Raw genomic sequence first — 22,978 nt, 5'->3', positions numbered from 1 at the left:
GTGGCCACACCCCTCATCCAATTCGGTGTACCTTTGCATCCCCCCAACGCCCAGAGCACACCCATGATCGACTGGCTCAGCAACCACCCACACCACAGCGATACCCTGGCCCGCTGGCTGCACGAGCAGTTCGCCTACGAATACGCCGATGTACCGCTGGCCCAATGGCAACAGGAGTTCGCCGATGGCCAGACTGACGGCAGCCTGTACAGCCTGCTGGCGCTGGATGACGGCAACCTGCTGGGCAGCGCTTCACTGGCGCGCGACGACCTGCCCCTGCGGCCCGACCTGAGCCCGTGGCTGGCCTGCGTGTTCGTCAGCCCGCAAGCCCGCGGCCAAGGCCTGGCCGAAACGCTGATCGAGGGCATCTGCACCAAGGCCAGGGCCCTGGGGCACACGCACCTCTACCTGCACACCCACGACCGCGCCGAGTACTACCACAAGCGGGGGTGGCAGTACCTCGAGCAGTTCCAGGCCTGGGGCAAATCACACTGGCTGATGCAGTACCCGCTCTAGCCCGGGAACAGAAACGGGTTCACACCGCTGCGATCGAACCCCTGGCGCTCCACCTCGGCATCCAGCGCGATCGAGGCCAGGTCATCGGCCACCAGCTCAAGGTCGCGCTCGTGCTCGGGGTAGAACACCTTCAGGTAGCTGTGGCAGTCGTCGCAGCTCTCGGCCTTGATCGCGGTTTCATGGGTATCCAGCGACCAGTAGTCCAGGCTGCCGGTCTCTTCGCAGTTGCTGCACTTGAGCCGCACCATGTGCCAGCGGCTCTCGCACAACCCGCAGTGCAGGTAGCGCAGCCCGGCCTGGGCACCGGTCATGATCACGCTGGCCACCGGCGCCCCGGTGCACACCGGGCAATGCTGGCGCTGCTCGCCCACGCCGGCATTGCCGATGGCGGGCAGGTGCGCCGCCAGCTGGGTGAAGTACAGCGACAGGGCTGCCCACAGGAACAGCGCCTGACCGCTGTCGATCTCGCTGAAGCGGCCTGCCAGCAACGCATCGGCCGCCACGTCCAGGGCGGCCTCGCCCTGCGCGCACAGGCCCTGCAGGGTGGCGTGCTCGATGTGCTCGCCAAGCCCGCGCAACAGTTGCTGCCAGTAGGCATCGCGCGGCAGGCTGGCCCAGGCCAGCGGCGCCTTGCCGGCGGCTACCCGCCCGGCCAGGCTGCTCACCAGCGTTGCCGGTAGCGGCAGGCGTTCGAGCAATTGCTGCTGGGCATCGGCCACCTGTGCCACGAACTGCAGGTAGTCGGCCATCGGGTGCCCCTCGGCCAGCTGACGCAGGCGGGTGGCGCGCTGGCGGTAGCGCTCGCCCAGGGTCGGCAGCAGCACGGCAGGTATTTCGCCAACGCCGGCGCTACGCTGCTCGGCAGGGGTCATCTGGATGCTGTTCATTGCTGCTTGCCACTCCCGCTCTGCTTGTTGCTGATCTGCCGGTACCAGCGGTCATGGTGGGTCTTGGCCCAGCTGCGGCTCACATACCCGGTGACCATGCCGCGAATCGAACCCTTGACCCAGAATGCCAGGTACGCATGGCCGATGATCAGCAGGATCAGGCAGATGCCGGCAATGGCGTGTACCAGCAGGCCGATGCGAATCGACGGTATGCTGAACCACGGCGCGAAGTAAGGCCGCCAGATCACCACGCCACTGACCAGCAGCACGCTGATCAGGCCCATGATTCCCCAGAACAGGATCTTCTGCCCGGCGTTGTACTTGCCGATCTGCAGCGCCGGCTCGTGCTCGCCGGCCAGCACCTGGCGCACGTTCCTGAACCACGCGAGGTCTTCACGCTCGGGCAGGTTGTACTTGACGAAGCGCACGAACAGGAACGCCAGCAGCAGGAACACCACCACCCCGAAGAACGGGTGCAGGATGCGCGCCAGCTGCGGGGTGCCGAACACGGCGTTGAGCCCGTTGAGCGACGGGAAGAACCACGACAGCCCCGACAGGGCCACGGCAAGGAAGCACAGCACCATTACCCAGTGGCTGGCACGCTCGATGAAGCGGGTGCGCAGGATCAGTTTGTCCTTGTTCATGCGTGGGTGTCCTCCTCGTGTTTCTCGTCGGCTTCCTCGACCTCGTTCGGCCCCACGCCCACGTAGTGGAACAGGGTGCCGGCCAGGGTAGCGAAGAAGGCCACGGCCGCCACCGGCTTGAGCCAGCCCTTCCAGCCATGGATGGCGCTGCTGATGCGCGGGTCGGTGGGCAGCTTGTGGTACAGGTACGGCTTGTCGGCGTGCTGCAGCACGTACACCACGTGGGTGCCGCCCACGCCCTGCGGGTCGTAGATGCCGGCGCCGGCAAAGCCGCGGCCCTGCAGCTCGGTCACGCGCTCGCTGGCCTGGTGCAGCATGTCCTGCTTGCTGCCGAAGTTGATCGCACCGGTGGGGCAGGTCTTGACGCAGGCCGGCTCCTGGCCCACCGACACGCGGTCCACGCACAGGGTGCACTTGTAGGCCTTGTTGTCCTTCTTGCTGATGCGCGGCACATCGAACGGGCAGCCGGCGATGCAGTAGCCGCAGCCGATGCAGTGGTCGGACTGGAAGTCGACGATGCCGTTGGCGTACTGGATGATCGCCCCCGGTTGCGGGCAGGCCTTCAGGCAGCCCGGGTCGGCGCAGTGCATGCAGCCGTCCTTGCGGATCAGCCATTCGAGCTTGCCGCTTTCATCTTCGACTTCATCGAAGCGCATCAGCGTCCAGGTTTCGGCCGACAGGTCGGCCGGGTTGTCGTACACGCCGACGTTGTGGCCGACCTCGTCGCGCAGGTCGTTCCACTCGTTGCAGGCCACCTGGCAGGCCTTGCAGCCGATGCAGATGCTCACGTCGATCAGCTTGGCCACTTCGGCCTGGTGGTCGCGCGCACGCGGCGCCGGGGTCAGCACGTTGGTGGCCGAGCGCTTGATGATGTCTTGGGATTGCATGGACATGAAGTTCGCTCCCTCAGGCCTTTTCGATGTTCACGAGAAACGCCTTGTATTCCGGCGTGTGGGTATTGGAATCGCCCACCCCCGGGGTCAGGGTATTGGCCAGAAAGCCCTTGCGCGTGGTGCCTTCATAGCCCCAGTGGCAGGGGATGCCGATGGTGTCGACGTCCTGCCCGTCGATGGCCAGGCGGCGGATGCGCTTGGTCACCACGGCCTTGGCCTTGATGTAGCCACGCTGGGTGCTGACGCGCACCAGGTCGCCCTGCACGATGCCCTTGTCGGCGGCCAGCTTCTCGCCGATCTCGATGAACTGCTCGGGCTGCACGATGGCGTTGAGCCGCGCATGCTTGGTCCAGTGGCGGAACAGCTCGGTGATCGAGTAGGTGGTGGCCACATACGGGAACTGCTCGCGGCTGCCCATGCGCTTGCGATCGCTTTCGTACACCCGCGCGGTGGGGCTGTAGGTCACGTTCGGGTGCAGCGGGTTGTTCGCCAGCGGGCTTTCGGTGGGCTCGTAGTGTTCGGGGAACGGCCCGTCGTTCATCGCGCCCACCGAGAACAGCCGGCCCAGGCCTTCAGGCAGCATGATGAACGGGTTGGTGTTGCTGCCCGGTGCAGCGGTGACGGCGAAGTCCGGCACGTCCACGCCGCTCCAGCGCGCCCCGTCCCAGCCGATCAGCTTGCGCTTGGGGTCCCACGGCTTGCCCTGCGGGTCGGCCGAGGCGCGGTTGTAGAGAATGCGCCGGTTCTGCGGCCACGCCCAGGCCCAGCCCGGGGTGCAGCCCAGGCCGCTGTCGGCGTTGTCGCGCCGTGCCATCTGGTTGCCCTTTTCGGTCCAGGAGCCGGCGAAGATCCAGTTGAAGCTGGCAGTGGTGCCGTCGTCGCGCAGTTGCGAGAAGTCGTCGAGCAACTGGCCCTTGCGCAGAATCAGGTTGCCCTGTTCGTCGTGCAGGTCGGCCAGGGCGCGGCCGTTGGATTCCTTGGCCACTTCCTCGGGCTTGGGGTCGAACGGGTCGGCGTAGTCCCAGGCCATGTTGAGGATCGGCGCGGGGTTGGCACCGCCTTCCTTCTCGTACAGCTCGCGGATCTTCAGGAACAGGTGGCCGAGGATCTTGCCGTCGTGCCAGGCCTCGCCCGGCGGCGCAGCGCCGGCCCAGTGCCATTGCAGCCAGCGCCCGGAGTTGACGATCGAGCCGTCTTCCTCGGCAAAGCAGGAGGAGGGCAGGCGGAACACTTCGGTCTGGATCGCCGCGGTGTCCACGTCGTGCTCCTCGCCGTGGTTCTGCCAGAAGCTCGAGGTCTCGGTGGCCAGCGGGTCGATGATCACCAGGAACTTGAGTTTCTCCAGCGCGGCCTGGGCCTTGTTCTTGTCCGGGAACGCCGCCACCGGGTTGAAGCCCTGGGCGATGTAGCCGTTGACCTTGCCCTCGTACATGCGGTTGCTGTAGTTGAGCACGTCGTAGCTGTCGTCCCACTTGGGCAGCCAGTCGAAGCCCCAGTCGTTGTCCTTGGTGGCCTTGTCGCCCCACAGGCTCTTCATCAGGCTGACGAAGAACTTGGGGGTGTGCTTGTAGTAGTTGACCTGGTCGGGCAGCACCGCGCTGGGCGTGGTCTGCTTGAGGTAGGTGGCCAGGTCGGTCTGCGCATCCGATGGCAGGTTCATGTAGCCGGGCAGGCGCAGCGAGAGCAGGCCCAGGTCGGTGTAGCCCTGGATGTTGGAGTGGCCGCGCAGGGCGTTGACCCCGCCACCGGCCATGCCGATGTTGCCCAGCAGCAGCTGAATCATGCCCGAGCCTCGGATCATCTGCGCGCCGTTGGTGTGGTGGGTCCAGCCCAGGGCGTAGAGGAAGGTGGCGGTCTTGTCCGGGGCACTGGTGGTGCCGAGGATCTCGCAGATCTGCAGGAAGTCGGCCTTGGGCGTGCCGCAGATGTTGGTGACCATGTCCGGGGTGTAGCGGCTGACGTGGGCCTTGAGCAGGTTCCACACGCAGCGCGGGTGGCTCAGGGTCATGTCGCGCCTGGCGAAGCCGTCGGCGTCCAGCTCGTAGGTCCAGGAGCTGCGATCGTAACTGCGCTTGGCCGGGTCGTAGCCGCTGAACAGGCCGTCGTCGAAGCTGTAGTCCTCGCGCACGATCAGGCTGGCGTTGGTGTAGGCGCGCACGTAGTCGTGCTGGATCTTGTCGTGGGTGATCAGGTAGTTGACCACGCCCATCAGGAAGGTCACGTCGGAGCCGGCGCGAATCGGCGAGTAGATGTCGGCCACGGCGGCGCTGCGGTTGAAGCGCGGGTCCACCACGATGACCTTGGCGCCATTGCGGATCTTGGCCTCGATCACCCACTTGAAGCCCACCGGGTGCGCCTCGGCGGGATTGCCACCCATGATCAGCACCACGTTGGCGTTCTTGATGTCGACCCAGTTGTTGGTCATGGCGCCGCGCCCGAAGGTCGGCGCCAGGGCCGAGACGGTAGGGGCGTGGCACACACGGGCCTGGCTGTCGGTGCCCAGGATGCCCAGGGCGCGGGTGAAGCGCTGGTCCAGCGAGCCGGTTTCGCTGCTGGCGGCCGAGCTGCACAGCATGCCGGTGCTCAGCCAGCGGTTGACCGTGGTGCCCTTGTCGTTCTTCTCGATGAAGTTGGCGTCACGGTCGTCCTTCATCAGGCGTGCGATGCGCTCGATGGCGTGATCCCAGCTGATGCGCTGCCATTTGTCCGAGCCAGGGGCGCGGTATTCGGGGTAGAGCAGGCGTTGTTCGCTGTGGATGTAGTCCACCAGGCCCGCGCCCTTGGGGCACAGCGAGCCGCGGCTGACTGGGTGATCGGGGTCGCCTTCGATGTGGAAGATACGCGCCTTGGCGTTCTTGGCGCCGTCGCCCAGGCTGTACATCAGCACGCCGCAACCCACCGAGCAGTAGGTGCAGTTGTTGCGGGTTTCCTTGGCGCGCAGCAGCTTGTACTGGCGTGATTGGGTGGCCTGGGCCATGCCCGGGGCGAAGCCCAGGCTGGCCGCAGTGGCGGTGGCAGCGCCGACGGTGCACAGCTTGAAGAACTGTCTTCTGCCCAGTCCCATGGTTATCTCCTTGTACAAACGAGCTCCAGAATCGGCCGCGCACGCGCAGGCCCGCCGAGATCAGCGTCAGGATCGGTAAGTGGTATGCAGGCTAGTCACAGAGGGTGCGCGCCAAGACCCTTTCTATCGTGGGTGAATTGCGCGCATTCGGGGGCAGTTTATGCCCTTACTTAATTTGTGACTAATCGACCTTGTCGATGAACCTATAGAGGGATTCGATTGTTTGGCACTCAGCGCGAGAGGTCGGCGGGGATCATCGCGGTATCGATCACGAAATCCACGGGCGCGGTGACGATAAACGCCAGCGGGCACACGATCAGCGGCCAGCAGAACTGCGCCGAGGTGGCACTGAACAGGAACGAGAAGTTGTTGCGCACGCCCCGGTACATGCCTGGGGATGCACATTCGGCGCAGTACCCACCGCGCATCATGGTGCCGCAGCTGGTGAGGGCGAGGGTGGAGACGATGAGGGCGAGCGAGAGGATTCGGATGGTGCTGTTCCTTGGCACAGGGGGGAGGGTCCGTTTTTCTGCGCGGCATTCTCTCACCGGGGGCCGGGGCAATGCTACAGTCGCTCCTTTTTCAATCAGCAGGCCAGGCCTCTTCGCTGGCAAGGCCAGCTTCTGCAGGGCCAGCGAAGAGCCCGGTACTGCCGACACACAACCAACGGGAGAGACAACCATGCGCGCAGCAATGCTATTGGGTACGGCACTGGTGCTGGCCGGATGCGCCTCGTCGACGATGAACCAGGCTCGCCTGGGCGCACCGCACAAGACCTTCACCTCGGCCAAGGCCGAGCCGCTGGTGGCCGAGTGCATCCAGTTCGGTTGGCAGGACGAAGCCGTCTTCGGCGTGGATGCCAGCGGCTACCTCGACGCCGGCCCCAACGGCGGGGCCACGGTGTCGACACGCGATGCCGAATACTTCGCCGATGTGCGCGCCGGAGCCGGCGGCACGGTGGTCAAGTTCTACACCCTCAAGGACGATGCATTGGCCCAGCGGCGCATGGCGGCATTGGCCACCTGCCTCTAGCCACGCCCCTCGAAACGCCCGGTGATGCGCTCGCGCCAGCTCAGCGGGCGCGCAACGTGTTCATGCGCGCCGATCTCAACCAGGGTGAAGGCGCAGCGCACGATATCGCTCACTTCCTGATCGGCCAACCGTGCGCAGGCTTCGCGGTGCGCCTGTGCCTGATCGCGACCTGCCAGGCTGTGCACCTCGAAGCCAAGGTTGCGTTTGGTGATATGCCAGTGGTGAAACACAGCGACAAAGCGGCTCATGTGCGCCCCGCAGTCAGATCAAGGATGGGGTCATGCATGCAGCTTGCCTGTGATGCGCTCCAGCCAGCTCAGGCGCCGGGGCGCCTGGGCAGTGCTGGCAATCTCGATCACGGTGAAGTCGCAGGTCTGATCGTCCTGGTAGCCCTGTTCATTGCGTATGTCGCCCGCTTCAAGGTGCGCATCGGCATGATTGTCGCTGTGTAGCGCGTGCACCTTGAAGCCCCTGTCCACGGCATGCCGGCTTCGCAGGTGAAACACCCCCACGAAGCGGCTCATGCCTGCGAAGCCCCGCGCTGTGCTTCAAGCGCCTCGATACGTGCCTGCAGGCGTTCGCGTTCCAGGCGTTCGGCGCCGATGTCCTCGAACACGCTGATCAGATGCTGCGGCTGGCCGTCCTGGCGGCGCTGCAGGGCGGTACGTGCACGTACCCAGATGTAGTGGCCCTGCTTGTGGCGCACGCGCTTTTCCACTTCGTAGCGCTCGATCTCGCCGGCCAGCAGGCGCTGCAGCAACTGCAGGTTGGCGGCCAGGTCGTCGGGGTGGGTCAGTTGCTGGAAGGTCATGCCGTACAGCGTTTCGGCGCTGTAGCCCAGCAGCTCGCAGAAGCTGCCGTTGACCCGCTGCCAGGTGCCGTCCGGGTCGATGTAGGCCAGCGCGCCCCAGGCCAGTTCGAAGATGGCGCGAAAACGTTCCTCGCTGTTGCGCAGTTGCTCTTCGGCGACCTTGCGCTCGGTGTTGTCCATGCTGATGCCGACCATCTTCACCGCGCGCCCGGCGCTGTCGCGCACCACCGTGGCGCGGGAGGCGATCCAGCGCATCTCGCCGTCGGGGCGATAGATGCGAAAGTCGCACTCGCAGCCTTCGCCTTCGAGCAGGGTCTTGCTGTACAGCGCCTGCAGCATCTCGACGTCTTCGGGGGGCAGGTGCACCCAGAAGTCTTCGTTGCGGATCACCTGCCAGCCGTACACGGCCTCGACGTTGGGCGAGTAGGTGAGTTCGTCGCTGATCAGGTTCCATTCCCAGGTCACGATGCGGGCACCTTCCTGGGCCAGCTTCATGCGGGTTTCGCTCTCCATGATCTCGGCGGTGTAGCGCCGGCGCAGGTCGGTCATCGGCAGCTCCACCACCTGGGTCTGCTGCACGTCCTGCAGGGCTTCTTCGCCGTAGCGCAGCCAGATCCAGTTGACCTTGAGAAAGTCGGCCAGCTTGCGCAGGTTGGCGTAGTCGATCTCGCCGCCGCGGGTCCATTTGTGCACGGCGGTGCGCGAGATCCCCAGGGCCGTGCCTACCGCCTGCAGCGTCAGCTTGTGGTGTTCGAGCAGTTCCTTGAGGCGAAAGGCGAAGCTGTTTTCGGTCATGCGCTGGGGTGTCCTTGGCGAGGGCATGGCCGGCCAGTATACATAAGCTGTCAACCTCAGGTTGACGGGGGTATGCGTGTCGCATCGCGGGCCTGACCCGCGATGCATTCAGCGCCGCTCACCAGCGCACACGCACCCCCAGGTTGCCGATCAACCCGTTCAAGTCGTTGTCGTCCACGTCGCTGCTGTAATCGGCACTGACAAACAGCGCCACCTTGGGCGTCACCCGTGCCACCAGGCCCAGGCCCACCTCCACGGTGGTGGCGTTGCGTCCGCTGCTGATCTTGTCGACCTTGTCCAGGCTCACCGTGTCGGCGTTCGAGAAGTCGTACCACACGTTGGTGCGCACATAGGGTTCGATGGGCATGCCGCGCACCTCGTAGCGGGCCGACAGCTTCGCGCCCACCCGGCCGGTCCAGCTCGGCTGGCTGTCATAGGCCTGCAGGGTCTGGGCCTGGGCGTCGTTGCCGGGGTAGTACTGCTGGTTGATCAACTGCGCCTGGGGCTCGATCACCCAGTGCTTGCCCAGGCCGATGGGGAAGCCGCCCTCCACCGAGAAGGTCAGCGCGTGCCCGTTGCCATCGAGCCGTTCGCCGTCGCTGCCGCGCCCGCTGGCGTCGAAACGGGTGCCCATGGCCACCGCATCCACATGCCAGCCCTGGTCATGCTGCAGGCTCCAGTACATGCCCAGGCTTTGCCCTTCCAGGCGCACGGCGTTCTGCTTGTCGCCCAGCTGTGGCCGGCGATTGTCCAGGCCGCCCTGCAGGTTGCTGTGGCCCATGAAGATCCCGGCGCGGTGGGTGTTGCCGCCGGCGGTTTCCCGCACGAACAGGTCGGGGGCGATCTGCAGGTTCTGGTTGGGGGCATCCAGGCGTTGCGGGGCGGTCCTGACCGGGGTGGGAAAGAACTGCGCCCACTGGCTGGCAATGCCTTCGTCGCCGAACACCGCCGTGCGCTCTGCCAGGCGTTCGGAAAACGCCCCCAGCGTGCCCAGGCTCAGCCCCGACACGCTGGCCGGGACCAGCGACGGCAGCGCCAGGCCGTGTGCCGGGTTGAACATCGGGTCGTCGTCTTCCAGCCCCGCCGCCAGGCTTTCCAGCGGGGTTGCCAGCAGCAGCGACGTCGACAGTGCGTAGAAAACATACTCGAGCCCCGAAGGGCAGGGTGCGCTTTTCATGGCCGATCTCCTCTGTGTGTTACAGCCAAAGGTCTGGCCTGATGTCACGGGCTGTAAGGCAGGAACAGAGAGCGACCCAAACCAGCAAACCTGCCCCATGGCGCGCGCAAAGCCGCGTGCCAGAGGCCCGGAATGAAGTTGAACACGGTGGTTCTAGGTGTAGCTAAGGAGAGTCGCAGGCAGGCGTCAAGATAGTGTGATTATTTTGTGATGGCCGTGTTGGAGGGGGTAAGCGGTTGAAAAATAGAGGTTCCTGATTGGGCATAGCCGCGTTGCGAATGACAACGCGGCTGGCTATTTCGAATGATTGCTAAAGCGTCAGGCGTCCTCGTCCCGTTGCAGTTCCAACAGCAGCAACGAGCGTCCGGTGACGTTGAACACGCTGCCGAATTCCAGGCGCTGGGCCTTGCGCAGCTGCGGCCGGTCGGTGTCGATCAGGCAGTTCCAGTACTCGCCCTCGGGTACGTCGGGCAGGGTGAAGTCCACGCCGTCGTGGTGCGCGTTGACGATCAGCAGCAAGGTGGCGTCTGCCCCCGGGCGCAGGATGCCGCTGACCTGCGCGCGCCCGTCCATGAGCATGCCCAGGCAACGCCCTTGCGGGTCTTCCCACTGTTCCACGCTCATCTCGCTGGCGTCCGGCGCGAGCCAGGTCACGTCCTTGACCCCGATCGCCTCGTTGTAGTCGCCCACCAGGAAGCGGCTGCGGCGCAGGATCGGGTAGGCCAGGCGCAGCTTGGTCAGGCGCTTGACGAACTTGAGCAGGGCGCTGCCTTGCTCGTCCAGGTCCCAGTTGATCCAGCCGATCTCGCTGTCCTGGCAGTAGGCGTTGTTGTTGCCGTGCTGGGTGCGGCTGAACTCGTCGCCGGCCACGATCATCGGCGTGCCCTGGGCCAGCAGCAGGGTGGCGAAGAAGTTGCGCATCTGGCGCTGGCGCAGGCTGTTGATCTCGGGGTCGTCGGTGGGCCCCTCGACCCCGTGGTTCCAGGAGATGTTGTTGTTGCTGCCGTCCTGGTTGTTCTCGTCGTTGTCCTCGTTGTGCTTGTCGTTGTACGACACCAGGTCGCGCAGGGTGAAGCCGTCGTGGGCGGTGATGAAGTTGACCGAGGCATAGGGGCGCCGGCCGCGGCGGTTGAACAGCTCGCCGGAGGCGGTCATGCGCGCGGCAAAGTCGGCCAGCTGGCCTTCGTCGCCTTTCCAGAAGGCGCGCACGGTGTCGCGAAAGCGGTCGTTCCATTCGGCCCAGCCCGGCGCGAAGTTGCCCACCTGGTAGCCACCGGGGCCGCAGTCCCAGGGTTCGGCAATCAGCTTGACCTGGCTCAGCAGCGGGTCCTGGCGGCAAGCCACCAGAAAGCTGTGCCGCTCGTCGAAGCCTTCGTGGTAGCGGCCCAGGATGGTCGCCAGGTCGAAGCGAAAGCCATCAACGTGCATCTCGCCTGCCCAGTAGCGCAGCGAGTCGGTGACCAGTTGCAGTACGCAGGGGTGGCTCAGGTCCAGGGTGTTGCCGGTGCCCGAGTCGTTGATGTAGTAGCGCTTGTCGTCGGGCATCAGGCGGTAGTACGAGGCGTTGTCGATACCGCGCATCGACAGCGTGGGGCCCTGCTCGTTGCCTTCGGCGGTGTGGTTGTAGACCACGTCCAGAATCACCTCCAGGCCGGCGTCGTGCAGGTGCGCGACCATCTCCTTGAACTCGGCGATCTTGCCGTTGGCCAGGTAGCGCGGGTGGGGCGCGAAGAAGGCGATGCTGTTGTAGCCCCAGTAGTTGTTCAGGCCCTTTTGCAGCAGGTGCTGGTCGTTGACGAAGGCGTGGATCGGCAGCAGCTCGATGGAGCTGACGCCCAGGCCCTTGATGTGCCCCAGCAGTTCGTCGTTCATCAGCCCGGCGAAGGTACCGCGCGCCGCTTCCGGCACCGCCGGGTGACGCATGCTGATGCCGCGCACGTGCGCTTCGTAGAACACGGTACGATCCCACGGCACGCCCACGCGCTGGTCGCGGCCCCAGGTGTAGGCCGGGTCGATGACCTTGCACTTGGGCACGAACGGCGCACTGTCGCGCTCGTCGAAACTGAGGTCGCCATCGGGGTGGCCGATGGTGTAACCGAACAACGCCTCGGACCAGCGCAGCTCGCCGACCAGCTGCTTGGCATACGGGTCGATCAGCAGCTTGTTGGGGTTGAAACGGTGCCCGTTCTGCGGCTCGTAGGGGCCGTACACGCGGTAGCCGTAGATCTGCCCCGGGTGCGCGTCGGGCAGGTAGCCGTGGTAGATCTCGTCGGTGTACTCGGGCAGTTCGATGCGCTCGAGCTCATGTTCGCCGCTGGCGTCGAACAGGCACAGTTCGACCTTGGTGGCGTTGGCCGAGAACAGTGCGAAGTTCACACCCAGGCCGTCCCAGGTGGCGCCCAGGGGGAAGGGCAGGCCCTCGCGGATGCGCGAAGGTTCAACGGCGTCGGGCTGGGTGTTGTGTTTGGACTTGGGCTGGGTCATGGCAATCCTTGTAGCGATCCTTGGGGGGCGAAAGGCGACGCACTGGGCGCCGGGGCAGCGTTGCGCTGCCCCGGGGCGGTAGTGACGCAAGGTACGGCGGCGTCAGGGCGTGGCGGGCTTCTTCGCGGTACGCGGCTTCTTTGCCGGGTCGGGCTTGGCCGCAGGGGCCGGCGGCTTGGCCTTGGACGCGGCGGCGCCGGGCTTTGGCTTGGCGCCAGGGGCTACCGGCGGTGCGCCTGGCGGGGTGGTACGGGGCTTGCGCGGGGCGGCCTTGGGCGCAATGGCCTCGGCTTCGGCCAACTTGCGCGCCATCTCCCAGTGGCGCTCCTCCTGGCCTTCGGGTTTACCTTCCGACTCCCAGATCTGGTAGGCGAATTCGCGGATACGTTTTTCCTCAGCACTCATCTCGACGCTCCTGATGACTCAGTCTGTTCTATGAAGAGATTGACGGGGAAGGCTTTGAGCGCAGTGCTCAGCCACAGCTCGTTAGAGGGTGTGACTGCGCCCTGGGCGAAAAGTCCCGTGCAATTGGCAGCGCACAAGGCGAACGGTAAAAGCACACGGGTATCGTCCCAGTTCTGTGCCGGGATCAAGGGTTGCGTGGCGTTGCCCAGCAGGCCCGAGGCCAGCCGCGGCACCACCACCACCGCACGTTGCGCCTCGCCGATACGGGCAAAGGCGAGCACCCGCTCGGCGTGTTTGCCGCGTACCTCCAGGGGTTGGTAGCGGCCGTGGCGAAACAGCTCGGGGTAGGCCCGGCGCTGCTCCAGCACCTGGGCGATCAGGGCCTGCTTGACCCGCCCGTCCTGCCAGTGCCCGAGCAGTTCGGCGGGGGGCAGGCTGTCGTCCAGGGCCTGGCGACGCGCGGCGTAGTCCACCGCGCGGCGGTTGTCCGGGTCGACCAGGCTCAGGTCCCAGCATTCGTTGCCCTGGTACAGGTCGGGCACCCCCGGCACGGTCATGCGCAGCAGGCTCTGCACCAGGCTGTTGAGCGCGCCCGGGCAGGCCAGGGCCTGCGCCGCCTCGGCCACCGACTGGCGCAGCTGCTGGCATTGCGGCTCCAGCAGCAGGGCGTCGATGAAGCGTGCGCAGGCCTGCTCGTAGGCCTCGTTGGGGGCGCTCCAGCTGCTGCGCAGCTTGGCCTCGCGCAGGGCTTTGCGCTGCCATTGGCGCAGGCGTTCGGCGTAGCCGCGCAAGGCGTGGGTGTCATCGCAGCGCAGCGTCATCGGCCAACTGCCGAGCAGGGTCTGGTACAGCAGCAGTTCATCACCGGCACTCGGTGCCACGCCATCGGCCAGTTGTGTGCGCAGGGGCGAGGCCAGTTCACGCCACAGCTCCACGCGCTGGCAGAACCAGTGGCTGCGTTCGCTGATCACCGCCAGGCGTGCGCGGCAGTCTTCGCCACGCTTGTGGTCATGGGTGGCGGTGGCCAGCAGGTTGTCGGGGAAGTGCGCCAGGCGTTGCTGGCAACTGGCATGGAAGGCCTCGGCCGGCGCGCTGAAGCGCTCGGCGTCGAAGCCCACGTCGTTGCGCGACAACAGCACCGCCGAGCGATAGAAGGCGGTGTCTTCGACGGCCTTGGCGGCGGTGGGCGAGGTCAGCTGCTGGAAGCGCACGCAGGCGTGGCGCAACTGCTTGCGCGCCCGCCCCGGGCCCAGCTCGCGCCAGGGCTGGCCGCCCAGCCAGCGCTGCAGGTAGTCCAGCAGCGGCCAGTCGGCTTCGCCCAGGCTCGAACGCGCATCGGCCAGGGCCTGCTGGAAGAAACCCTCGTCCATCGCCGGACGCCCGCAGGCATTGATGTAGGTGCGGTACACCGGGTAGTGCTCCACCAGCGCCTGCAACGCGCGGCGGATGGCGCCCAGGGTCAGGTCGCGGCTCATGATGTCGTTGCGCGCCACCTGCAGCAGGGCCTGGGCCACCGATTCGAAGTCGCCGGCCAGGCTGGCATTGAGCACCAGCTGGCGGGCCAGGCGCAGTTCCTCGACGAACGCCGGGCGCTCGCTCAGGTCGTACCACAGCGCGGTCAGTTCGGCTTCGCCCTGCGGGTCATGCTGCAGCAGCGAGACCTGGTTCATGAATTCGTAGCCGGTGCTGCCGTCCACCCGCCAGTCGTCGTGCAGGCGCTCGCCGGGGCCGAGGATCTTCTCCACGTAGATCGGAAAGTGCTCGAGCGCAGCGCTCAGCGGCCGGCGTGAGAGCAGGCCGTCGACGCGTCGGCGCAGCTTGCGGCAGTAACCGCGCGGGTCGGCCAGGCCGTCGATGTGGTCGATGCGCAGGCCGTCGACCAGGCCGCGCTCGATCAGCTCGAACACCTTGGCATGGGTGGCCTCGAACACCGCCGGGCGCTCCACGCGCAGGCCGCCCAGCTCGTTGACGTCGAAAAAGCGCCGCCAGTTGATGTCGTCACCGGCGGTGCGCCAGCTGGCCAGGCGGTAGTGCTGCTGTTCGAGCAGTTGATGCAGGTGCTCGAAACCGCTGGGGGTGCGCCCGTCGAAGGCGGCCAGTACCTGGTCGATGGCCTGGCCGATGCGCGGCTCGCGGGCCAGTTCGGCCAGGGCCTGGTGCACCGCCTCGACGTTGGCCGGGGCGTGGCGCTGGCCCTCGAAGGCGGCAAAGCGTGCCCCCAGCTCGCTCAGCTCGGGGTGGCCGCTGACGCACAGGATGCGCGCATAGTCCGGCGGGCTGATCGGGAAGCGGTGTTCGTGGTGCTCGATGTGAAAGCGCCCGTGGCGGGCGTCGAAACGCAGCGGGATTTCCCCGGCCTGCAACACCGCGCCATAGTCGCTGGCCAGGAACGGCAACAGCAACTGGCCTTTGAGCAACGGGTCGGGCGAATGCCACTGGATGTCGAAGAACTCGGCGTAGGGGCTGCGCCGGCCCCAGGCCAGCAGGTCCTGCCACCAGGGGTTGTGTGCGCCGCCCACGGCCATGTGGTTGGACACGATGTCCAGGATCAGGCCCATGCCGTGCTGGCGCAGCGCGGCCACCAGGCGTTCCAGCGCCGCCTCGCCACCCAGTTCGGGGCTCACCCGGGTCGGGTCGACCACGTCGTAGCCGTGGCGCGAACCGGGCCGCGCCTGCAACAGGGGCGAGGCGTACAGGTGGCTGATGCCCAGCCGGGCGAAGTAGGGCACCAGCGGCACCGCATCGTCGAGGCTGAAGTCGGCATGAAATTGCAGGCGCAGTGTGGCGGTGAGGCTGTTCATCGGTCACGCTCGAAGGCTTGTTCACGGGCCTGGGCCAGCAGCTCGAGGCGTCGCGCCGCATCGCTGTCGTCCAGCAGCTGTGCGGCGGGCAACGCGAAGCGGCGGCGCCAGTTGGGGTGGGTGTCGACGGTGCCGGGCAGGTTGGGTTGTTCGTCCACGCCCAGCAGGTCTTCCAGCGGTACCAGCACCAGCGGCGCGCGGGTATGCCCGAGCAGGCGCAAGCTGGCGTCGATCAGGGTGTCGGCTTCGCTGCTGGTGTCGCCGTAGCTGCTGTGCAGCAGGCGACGCAGGCCCTGGATTTCATGCTGGCGGCTGTCGCGCCAGTCGCGCTCGGTGATCGCGTCGATCGCCCCCAGGCGCTGGCCCCAGTCGATGTCGCGGGCCTGCAGCCAGCCTGCCAGCGGGGGCAGGTCGTGGGTGCTGGTGGTGGCCAGGGCGTTGTCGGGCCAGTCGAGGATGGGGGTGAACTGCCCGGGCGGGTCCTGCTCGAACAGCAGCACACGCATGCCCAGGATCGCGCGGGCCGCGAGCTTTTCGCGCAGGCCTTCGGGCACCGTGCCCAGGTCTTCGCCGAGCACGATGGCCTTGTGGCGCACCGACTCCAGGGCCAGCAGGCGCAGCAGGTCGTCCAGTGGGTAGTGCAGGTAGGCGCCTTCGCTGGGGGCGGCGCCCTGGGGGATCAGCCACAGGCGCTGCAGGCCCATCACATGGTCGATGCGCAGGCCCCCGGCGTGGGCGAAGTTGGCCCGCAGCATCTCGATGAAGGCGCGGTAGCCGTTGCGGCGCAGGCCCTCGGGGGAGAACGCGCAGATGCCCCAGCTTTGCCCCGATCGGTTGAGGATGTCGGGCGGGGCGCCGACGTGCAGCTCGGCCAGCAGCTCGTCCTGGCGGCTCCAGGCCTGGCTGCCGGTACCGTCGGCCCCCACTGCCAGGTCGGCGATCAGGCCCACCGCCATGCCGCTGCCGCGCGCCGCTTCCTGGGCACGCTCCAGGCTGCGCGCGATTAGCCACTGGCAGAAGGCATAGAAGCCGATCTGCTCGACGTGGTCGGCGGCAAACGCGGCAATCTCGGCGCTGCGCGGGTCGAGCCAGGCGGCCGGCCACTGGCGCCAGTCCTGGCTTTCGCCGCGTTCGGCGGCGGCATCGAGCAGCGCTTCGAAGCGGCAGTGGTCTTCCAGCGCCTGGCCGCCGGCGTGGCGAAAGCTGTCGAAGTCGGCGCGCTGCGGTTGCTCGCCCTTGATAAAGCCCTGGTACAGCGCCTGCAATATCTGCTGGCGTGCCCCGGCCGCCCGTGGCCAGTCGATCAACGGCAGGCCTTCGAGCTGTTCGAGCTGGGCCTCAAGGCCCAGGGCCTGGACCGTGATGCGCACCGTGCGCTCGTCGATCACCGCCTGGGGGCTGGCATACAGGCTGTTCAGAAACAGCCGGCTGGACGGCGAATACGGGCTGTAGCTGGGGTGGTTGCGGGTGAACATGGCGTGCACCGGGCTGATGGCCAGGGCCGTGGCGCCACGCTCGGCGGCGCTGCGTGCCAGGCCCTCCAGTGCCAGGCAGTCGCCCAGCCCGCCGTCGCCCGGGCGGCGCAGGCTGTACAGCTGGGCACTCAGGCCCCAGCACCGTGGGTGCGGGGTGCCCAGCGCATCGGCCAGGCTGTAGCACTGCGCCGGGGCCACGGCCAGGGTGAAGGTGGTGGCGTCGATATGCAGCTGGTGATACCCCAGTGGCAGCCCGGGCGGCAGAAGGGCCTGGGCATCCAGCTGCAGCTGCTGGCGGGTGCCGTCCTCGTGCTGCACCTCGCAGCGGCTGTTGGCCGCGAAGTAGCGCGACAGGTCCAGCGGCTGGTGCTGGTCGACCGTCAGCAGTGGCGGCAGGTGACGGGAATCGTGGGCTTTTTCCAGGGCCTTGAGGCTGTTGGCGATGGCGATGTCGTCGGCGGCCGGGTGGCCAAGGGCGGCCAGGATACGCCGCAGGACCGGTTCGCTGACACGCTGGGCGCGCCCGTTGGCGTCGATCCAGTCCACCGCCAGGCCAGCGCGTTCGGCCAGTTGCAGCAAGGGTAGGTCAGGCATGCACAGGCTCCGTGGGGCAGGAAGGGGTCAGGCTCACCACGCAGCTCAACGGCGGCAGGCAGGGTGGGCCCGGGGGCAGTTCGCAACTTTCGAACAGGTGCCGCTCGCGGGCCGGCAGGTCCAGGGCCAGTGGCTGCTGGCCGAGATTGAGGTCGATGCGCAGCTCGCTGCCATCGCCCAGTTGCCAGCGGGCGCTCACGCCCTGGCTGTCGACCACCTGGGCGCCCAGGGCGCGGGTGCCCGGCAGGCGCGGGATGATGTGCTGGTGGCGCAGGTACAGCAGGCGACGGTACAGCGCCACCCATTGCTCGCTGTCCTCGCCCCATTGCGGTTGCGAGTCGAGGAAGGTCTGGGCGGCGTTCGGGTCGGGGATGCGCGCCCGTTGCTCGGGGTCGGCGAAGGCCTTGAACCCCTTGAACTCGGCGCGTCGGCCTTCGCGCACGGCGGTGGCAAGGTCGTCGTGGTGATCGGTGAAGAACAGGAAGGGCTGGCGGCACCCCCAGTCATCGCCCATGAACAGCAGCGGGATCATCGGTGCCAGCAACAGTAGTCCGGTGGCGGCGCGCAGGGCCTGGGGCGGGCACAGGCGCTCGAGCCGCTCGCCCAGCGCGCGGTTGCCGATCTGGTCATGGTTCTGCAGAAACAGCACGAAGGCACTGGGCGGCAGGTGGCCGCTGGCTTCGCCACGCGGCTCGCCGTTGCGGTCCGGCTGGCCCTGGAACACGAACCCCTGGCTCAGGCAACGGGCCAGCTTGTTCAGCGGCGCCTCGCGGTAATCGACGTAGTAGCCTTCCTGCTCGCCGGTCAGCAGCACGTGCAGGGCGTTGTGGCCATCGTCGTTCCACTGGGCGTCGTAGCCCTCCTGAAGCAGGTGCGCCTGGTTGCGCTCGTTCTCGAGGGTGAGCCACACCTGCCGGCCCGGTGCGGTGCTGGCGCGCACGCGGCGGGCCAGCTCATGCAGAAAATCAGGGTCGTCGATGGCGTGCACCGCATCCAGGCGCAGGCCGTCGAAGCGGTAGTCGTGCAGCCACATCAGGGCGTTCTCGATGAAGAAGTCGCGCACCTGGCGGCGACGAAAATCGATGGCCGCGCCCCAGGGCGTATGCCGGTCTTCGCGAAAGAAGCCCTGGGCATAACGGTGCAGGTAATTGCCGTCGGGGCCGAAGTGGTTGTACACCACATCCAGCAGCACCATCAGCCCCAGCGCGTGGGCCTGGTCGATCAGCGCCTTGAGTTGCTGCGCGGTGCCATAGCTCGCTTGCGGGGCGAACGGCAGCACGCCGTCATAGCCCCAGTTGCGCTGGCCGGGAAACTGCCCGATGGGCATCAGCTCGATGGCGGTCACGCCCAGTGCGGCCAGGCGCGGCAGGTGCCTGGCCACGCCGGCGTAACCGCCCAGCAGGCCCACGTGCACTTCATAGATGACTGCCTCGTGCCACGGGCGGCCCTGCCAGTCGGGGTGTTGCCAGGCATATTCGGTGCTCAGCACCTGGCTGGGGCCGTGCACGCCGTCGGGCTGGGCACGGCTGGCCGGGTCGGCGACCGACAGGTCGCCGTCGATACGGTAGCGATAGCGCGTACCGGCCGGGCAGGGCAGGCGCAGCACGAACCAGCCGTCGTCACTGCGCTGCATGGGTTGCGGGGCGGCGTTTTCACATTCCACCTCCACCTGCCGGGCATCGGGCGCCCAGAGGGCGAAGCGGGTGGTGTGGCTGTCCAGCATCACGGCCCCGTGGGTCGCGTGTTCCTGTGACCTGAAGGGCATACGGCAGTTCTCCTCAGCCTGCGTTGAGCGTGGCGCGCGTCACCAGTTCCTCGTACAGGTGGGCATAGGGTTCCACGGCCTGACACCAGTTGAATGGCTGGGTCATGGCCAGGCAGCGCATGGCATTGAGCAGGTGTTTCTTGCCGTATACGTAGAAGGCCCGCGAGAGTGCTTCGCGGTAGCTCTCCACGCTCGATTCGTCGAACAGAAAGCCGGTGACGCCATTCTCGATGGTGTCGGCCAGGCCGCCGGTGTTGCGCGCCACCGGCAGCGAGCCGAAGCGCTGCGCGTACATCTGGCTCAGGCCGCAGGGCTCGTAGCGCGAGGGCATCAGCAGAAAGTCGCTGCCGGCGAACATGCGCCGTGCGTCGGTCTCGTTGAAGCCGATGCGCACCCCCACGCGGCCCGGGAAGCGGCTGGCCAGCTCGCGCATGGCTTGTTCTTCCTCCGGTTCGCCGCGGCCGATGATGGCGATCTGGCCGCCCTGTTCGACGATGTACTCGGCCACCCCCAGGGTCAGGTCCAGGCCCTTCTGGTACACCAGGCGCGAGACCACGGCGAACAGCGGGCCGGTGGAGGGCTCCAGCTCGAACAGCTCGCGCACCTGGCTGCTGTTGGCCGCCTTGCCTTCCCAGTCGTTGATGCTGAAGCGGTGGGTCAGGTGGGTGTCGGTGGCCGAATCCCAGCTTTCGTCGATGCCGTTGGGGATGCCGCTGAGCAGGCCCTGCTGCGCCTTGCTGCCAAGAAAACCGTCGAGCCCGCAGCCGAAGGCCGGGGTGGTGATTTCCCGGGCATAGGTGGCGCTGACCGTGGTGATGTGGCTGGAGTAGGCCAGGCCGGCCTTGAGAAACGACAGCTTGCCGTAGAACTCCATGCCTTCCTGTTGCAGGGCGTGTTCGGGAATCGCCAGTTCCGGGCAGCAGCCGCGGCTGACCACCCCCTGGTAGGCCAGGTTGTGGATGGTGAACAGGGTGGGGGTGTTCAGGCCGCGCCAGTGCATGTAGGCCGGGGCCAGGCCGGCAGGCCAGTCGTGGGCGTGCACCAGATCGGGCTTCCAGTGCACCATGCCCTCGCCCGCGGCGATTTCGGCGGCGGCCAGGCCCAGGCGGGCGAAGCGGATATGGTTGTCGGGCCAGTCACGGCCATTGTTGGCGCCGTAGGGGGTGCCTTCGCGCTGGTACAGCTCGGGGCAGATCAGTACATAGATGACCAGGCCGTCGGCCAGGTCCATGCGCCCGATCTTGCACGGGGGCAGTGCGGCATGGCCGCCCAGCTCGCCCACCAGGTGGATCGGGTTGTCGCTTTCGAGTACCTGCGGGTAGCCGGGGATCAGCACGCGTACATCGTGCAGGTGGCGCATGGCGCGGGGCAGGGCGGCGGAGACGTCGCCCAGGCCGCCGGTCTTGACCAGGTCGGCGATTTCCGAGGTCACGAACAGCACCTTGCGCTTGTTCGGGTTGCGCCGGGTATCGAGGGCAGGGGCCTTGGCTGTCGTGACGATCTGGGCAGCACGCACCTGCGCGCTGGTATCCGGGTTGAAATGCTCTGCATGAGGTTCGACAGCGGCGCTGATCATACTTGTCTCCGTCCCTTGTTCTGCGGGCGTATCCCACCCGCTGCATGTCTGTACTGTTGTTCTCGCTATGTCATGTGATGCGGTGAAACGCCCCGGACACACGTGCAAGCGCTACGCCAGCCGGCGCTCCTGCCGATGGCGTGCTGACGAGTGGGGGGTGGGCTGCGCCTGGGTAACCAGAGTCGTTGGCCTACTTAGTTGCTGACCTACCGGGTTTGCAGAAGTTTCGACTATTTTCGATCGAGTTTTCCGGACGGTATCAGGTCGATTGAACAGTGTAGGAGAGGGGCGGGATAAATGTGACCCGTTGGTCATGTTTTGTGAATTGGCCGGCTCAGGGGTGCACCGACAGCGAGCGTGCACCGCTCGAAGGTGACCCCCGATGGTGCGCGTGCCAGCCTGGCTGGCGAAACCGGCGCGGTGGGTGGCTTCAGCCGCTCATCTGCGCAATCAGTTGCCACAGGCGCTCATCGTCGAAGTTCCTCACCACCAGCTGCGCACCGGCCTCCAGCAGCACCTGCGGCGCCTGGCTGGTCGACAGGCCCACGGTAAGGATCCCCGCGCGGCTCGCTGCCGTCACGCCCGGCACCGAATCCTCGAACGCCAGCGCATGGTCTGCCCTGGCCCCCAGGCGCTCCAGGCCGGTGAGGTAGGGCAGGGGATCGGGCTTGGCCCGTGCCAGTTCCTCGGCCACCAGCACATGCTCGAAGCGCTCGGCCAGGCCCATGGCTGCCAGCATGTGCTGCGCATTGGCCCGGGGCGCATTGGTGACCACGGCCATGCCGATGCCGCGGCGCTCGGCATGCGCCAGCAGGCGTTCGAGGCCGGCAGTGGGCTGCAAGGTCGGCGACAGCGCACGAAAGCGCGCCTCCTTGCGGTCGGCGAATGCCTCATGCTCGGCCACCGGGCGCCCGGGGAACAGGTAGCGGCACATGTCGGCGTTGGCCCGGCCACTGACGTGGGCGTCGAACTCGGCCTCGCTCAGTTCGCGGCCCTGCTCACGCAGCAACTGCTGCAGTGCCTGCAAATGCAGGGTATCGGTGTCGGTCAGGGTGCCATCGAGGTCGAACAGCAGGGCTTCAAGCATGGGGCGCGGTTTCCATTGCACGGCGGGCCATCATAACCATTTTGCCGTGGCGATCAGCGGGGCTGGTCAGATAAACCCGAAAAGAGTACAAATGTGCTCCATGAACAGACTATCGCCCAAACGTGCCGCCATCCTGACCTTCATCCGCGACCGCATCGCGCAGCAAGGGCAGCCCCCGAGCCTGGCCGACATCGCCCAGGCCTTCGGTTTTGCCTCGCGCAGCGTGGCGCGCAAGCACATCCAGGCGCTGTGCGAGGCCGGCTTCATCGAGGTCACCCCCAACCAGGCGCGCAGCATCCGCCTGGCCGGTGCGCTGCGCCGCCCCGAGGTGCTGGAGATCCCGGTACTGGGCCAGGTGGCCGCCGGCCGCCCGATCGGGCCCGACGTGGACATCCACGAACAGCTGATGCTCGATGCGCACCTGTTCAGCCGTACCCCCACCTACCTGCTGAAGGTGCGCGGCGACTCGATGATCGACGACGGTATCTTCGACAGCGACCTGGTGGGCATTCACCAGCAGCCCGATGCCCGCGACGGGCAGATCGTGGTGGCCCGGCTCGATGGCGAGGTCACCATCAAGCGCTTTCAGCGCGCAGGCACGCACTACCGCCTGCTGCCGCGCAACCCGGCCTATGCACCGATAGACGTGGGGCCAGAACGCGACTTCGTGATCGAAGGGGTGTTCTGCGGCCTGTTGAGGCGCGACTGATGGGCGCGGTGGTCAGCCTCGACGGGCTGCTCGACGAGCGTCGGGTCTGGAAGGGGCGCCCGCTGGCCCAGCCCCGGGGCCTGCAACCCACCGGGCATGCCGCGCTGGACGCGGTGCTGCCGGGCGGCGGCTGGCCACCGGGTGCGCTCAGCGAACTGCTGCTGGCTGCCGAGGGCGCCGGCGAGCTGCACCTGCTCTGGCCGAGCCTGGCGCGCCTGACTGCCAGCGGCGAACGGGTGGTGCTGGTGGCGCCGCCGTTCATT

19 protein-coding genes and 1 pseudogene are annotated in these 22,978 nt (G+C 67.0%); 4 read left to right on the top strand and 16 right to left on the bottom strand.

The window, feature by feature from the left end:
• Window positions 1-63: 63 nt before the first annotated feature.
• Window positions 64-516: a GNAT family N-acetyltransferase gene (locus B4I46_RS22700; protein ID WP_043862962.1), complete on the top strand. Its 453-nt coding sequence runs from the start codon at window positions 64-66 to the stop codon at window positions 514-516.
• Here the strand turns inward: B4I46_RS22700 and fdhE are convergent.
• From fdhE to B4I46_RS22675, 5 genes are all read right to left on the bottom strand, one after another.
• On the bottom strand, window positions 513-1,403 hold the full coding sequence (gene fdhE, locus B4I46_RS22695; protein ID WP_236176885.1) for a formate dehydrogenase accessory protein FdhE: 891 nt from the start codon (window positions 1,401-1,403) through the stop codon (window positions 513-515). The two genes, B4I46_RS22700 and fdhE, sit on opposite strands and share 4 nt — an antisense overlap.
• On the bottom strand, window positions 1,400-2,047 hold the full coding sequence (locus tag B4I46_RS22690) for a formate dehydrogenase subunit gamma (RefSeq protein ID WP_043862960.1): 648 nt from the start codon (window positions 2,045-2,047) through the stop codon (window positions 1,400-1,402). Before B4I46_RS22690 ends, fdhE begins: the two co-directional genes overlap by 4 nt.
• Window positions 2,044-2,934 carry a formate dehydrogenase subunit beta gene (gene fdxH, locus B4I46_RS22685; protein WP_286902030.1) on the bottom strand — a complete coding sequence of 297 codons (891 nt, stop codon included), beginning with the start codon at window positions 2,932-2,934 and terminating at the stop codon, window positions 2,044-2,046. The genes B4I46_RS22690 and fdxH overlap by 4 nt, the downstream gene beginning before the upstream one ends.
• A gap of 19 nt (window positions 2,935-2,953) precedes the next feature.
• Window positions 2,954-6,004, bottom strand: a complete 3,051-nt coding sequence (fdnG, locus tag B4I46_RS22680) for a formate dehydrogenase-N subunit alpha (protein ID WP_078480172.1) — start codon at window positions 6,002-6,004, stop codon at window positions 2,954-2,956.
• A 230-nt stretch (window positions 6,005-6,234) separates the two neighbouring features.
• Entirely contained in the window at window positions 6,235-6,513 is a 279-nt protein-coding gene (locus B4I46_RS22675) for a YceK/YidQ family lipoprotein (protein ID WP_286901996.1), read from the bottom strand.
• Window positions 6,514-6,685: 172 nt separating this feature from the next.
• On the opposite strand from B4I46_RS22675, the gene B4I46_RS22670 reads away from it, so the two are divergent.
• Window positions 6,686-7,036 carry a hypothetical protein gene (locus B4I46_RS22670; RefSeq protein ID WP_286901995.1) on the top strand — a complete coding sequence of 117 codons (351 nt, stop codon included), beginning with the start codon at window positions 6,686-6,688 and terminating at the stop codon, window positions 7,034-7,036.
• Here the strand turns inward: B4I46_RS22670 and B4I46_RS22665 are convergent.
• The 11 genes from B4I46_RS22665 to B4I46_RS22615 all read right to left on the bottom strand — a co-directional run bounded on the left by B4I46_RS22665 (window position 7,033) and on the right by B4I46_RS22615 (window position 22,006).
• Complete coding sequence (locus B4I46_RS22665) at window positions 7,033-7,284, bottom strand: hypothetical protein (RefSeq protein WP_043862957.1); 252 nt, start codon at window positions 7,282-7,284, stop codon at window positions 7,033-7,035. The genes B4I46_RS22670 and B4I46_RS22665 overlap by 4 nt on opposite strands.
• A 30-nt stretch (window positions 7,285-7,314) precedes the next feature.
• Window positions 7,315-7,560, bottom strand: a complete 246-nt coding sequence (locus tag B4I46_RS22660) for a hypothetical protein (protein WP_043862956.1) — start codon at window positions 7,558-7,560, stop codon at window positions 7,315-7,317.
• Window positions 7,557-8,642, bottom strand: coding sequence for a helix-turn-helix domain-containing protein (locus tag B4I46_RS22655; RefSeq protein WP_054915396.1), 1,086 nt, complete (start codon window positions 8,640-8,642; stop codon window positions 7,557-7,559). Before B4I46_RS22655 ends, B4I46_RS22660 begins: the two co-directional genes overlap by 4 nt.
• A gap of 118 nt (window positions 8,643-8,760) precedes the next feature.
• Window positions 8,761-9,819 carry an autotransporter outer membrane beta-barrel domain-containing protein gene (locus tag B4I46_RS22650; protein WP_043862954.1) on the bottom strand — a complete coding sequence of 353 codons (1,059 nt, stop codon included), beginning with the start codon at window positions 9,817-9,819 and terminating at the stop codon, window positions 8,761-8,763.
• Between the two features lie 318 nt (window positions 9,820-10,137).
• On the bottom strand, window positions 10,138-12,303 hold the full coding sequence (gene glgX, locus B4I46_RS22645; protein ID WP_054915395.1) for a glycogen debranching protein GlgX: 2,166 nt from the start codon (window positions 12,301-12,303) through the stop codon (window positions 10,138-10,140).
• Between the two features lie 102 nt (window positions 12,304-12,405).
• Window positions 12,406-12,708: a DUF2934 domain-containing protein gene (locus tag B4I46_RS22640; protein WP_043862952.1), complete on the bottom strand. Its 303-nt coding sequence runs from the start codon at window positions 12,706-12,708 to the stop codon at window positions 12,406-12,408.
• Complete coding sequence (locus B4I46_RS22635) at window positions 12,705-15,509, bottom strand: malto-oligosyltrehalose synthase (protein WP_286901993.1); 2,805 nt, start codon at window positions 15,507-15,509, stop codon at window positions 12,705-12,707. The genes B4I46_RS22640 and B4I46_RS22635 overlap by 4 nt, the downstream gene beginning before the upstream one ends.
• Window positions 15,506-17,578, bottom strand: a complete 2,073-nt coding sequence (gene malQ / locus B4I46_RS22630; protein WP_054915393.1) for a 4-alpha-glucanotransferase — start codon at window positions 17,576-17,578, stop codon at window positions 15,506-15,508. Before malQ ends, B4I46_RS22635 begins: the two co-directional genes overlap by 4 nt.
• The gene (gene treZ / locus B4I46_RS22625) at window positions 17,571-19,343 is read right to left on the bottom strand and encodes a malto-oligosyltrehalose trehalohydrolase (protein ID WP_286901990.1); all 1,773 of its coding nucleotides are present in this window, start codon (window positions 19,341-19,343) and stop codon (window positions 17,571-17,573) included. Before treZ ends, malQ begins: the two co-directional genes overlap by 8 nt.
• 13 nt (window positions 19,344-19,356) lie before the next feature.
• On the bottom strand, window positions 19,357-20,919 hold the full coding sequence (gene glgA, locus B4I46_RS22620) for a glycogen synthase GlgA (RefSeq protein WP_058541106.1): 1,563 nt from the start codon (window positions 20,917-20,919) through the stop codon (window positions 19,357-19,359).
• A 430-nt stretch (window positions 20,920-21,349) separates the two neighbouring features.
• Entirely contained in the window at window positions 21,350-22,006 is a 657-nt protein-coding gene (locus tag B4I46_RS22615; RefSeq protein ID WP_286901988.1) for an HAD family hydrolase, read from the bottom strand.
• A gap of 91 nt (window positions 22,007-22,097) precedes the next feature.
• Here B4I46_RS22615 and lexA point away from each other — a divergent pair, with 91 nt between their 5' ends.
• Together lexA and B4I46_RS22605 are read left to right on the top strand one after the other, a co-directional pair.
• Window positions 22,098-22,715, top strand: coding sequence for a transcriptional repressor LexA (gene lexA, locus B4I46_RS22610; protein ID WP_286901987.1), 618 nt, complete (start codon window positions 22,098-22,100; stop codon window positions 22,713-22,715).
• Window positions 22,715-22,978 (top strand): annotated as a pseudogene (locus B4I46_RS22605) (DNA lesion error-prone repair protein ImuA); the annotation flags it as partial. The gene lexA and the pseudogene B4I46_RS22605, both read left to right, overlap by 1 nt.

Origin of the sequence: Pseudomonas sp. UBA7500 (assembly GCF_002478435.1) — a bacterium.
Classification (GTDB): domain Bacteria; phylum Pseudomonadota; class Gammaproteobacteria; order Pseudomonadales; family Pseudomonadaceae; genus Aquipseudomonas; species Aquipseudomonas palmensis.
Note: the sequence above shows the minus strand (reverse complement) of the source record. Positions and strands in the feature narration are given on the sequence as shown.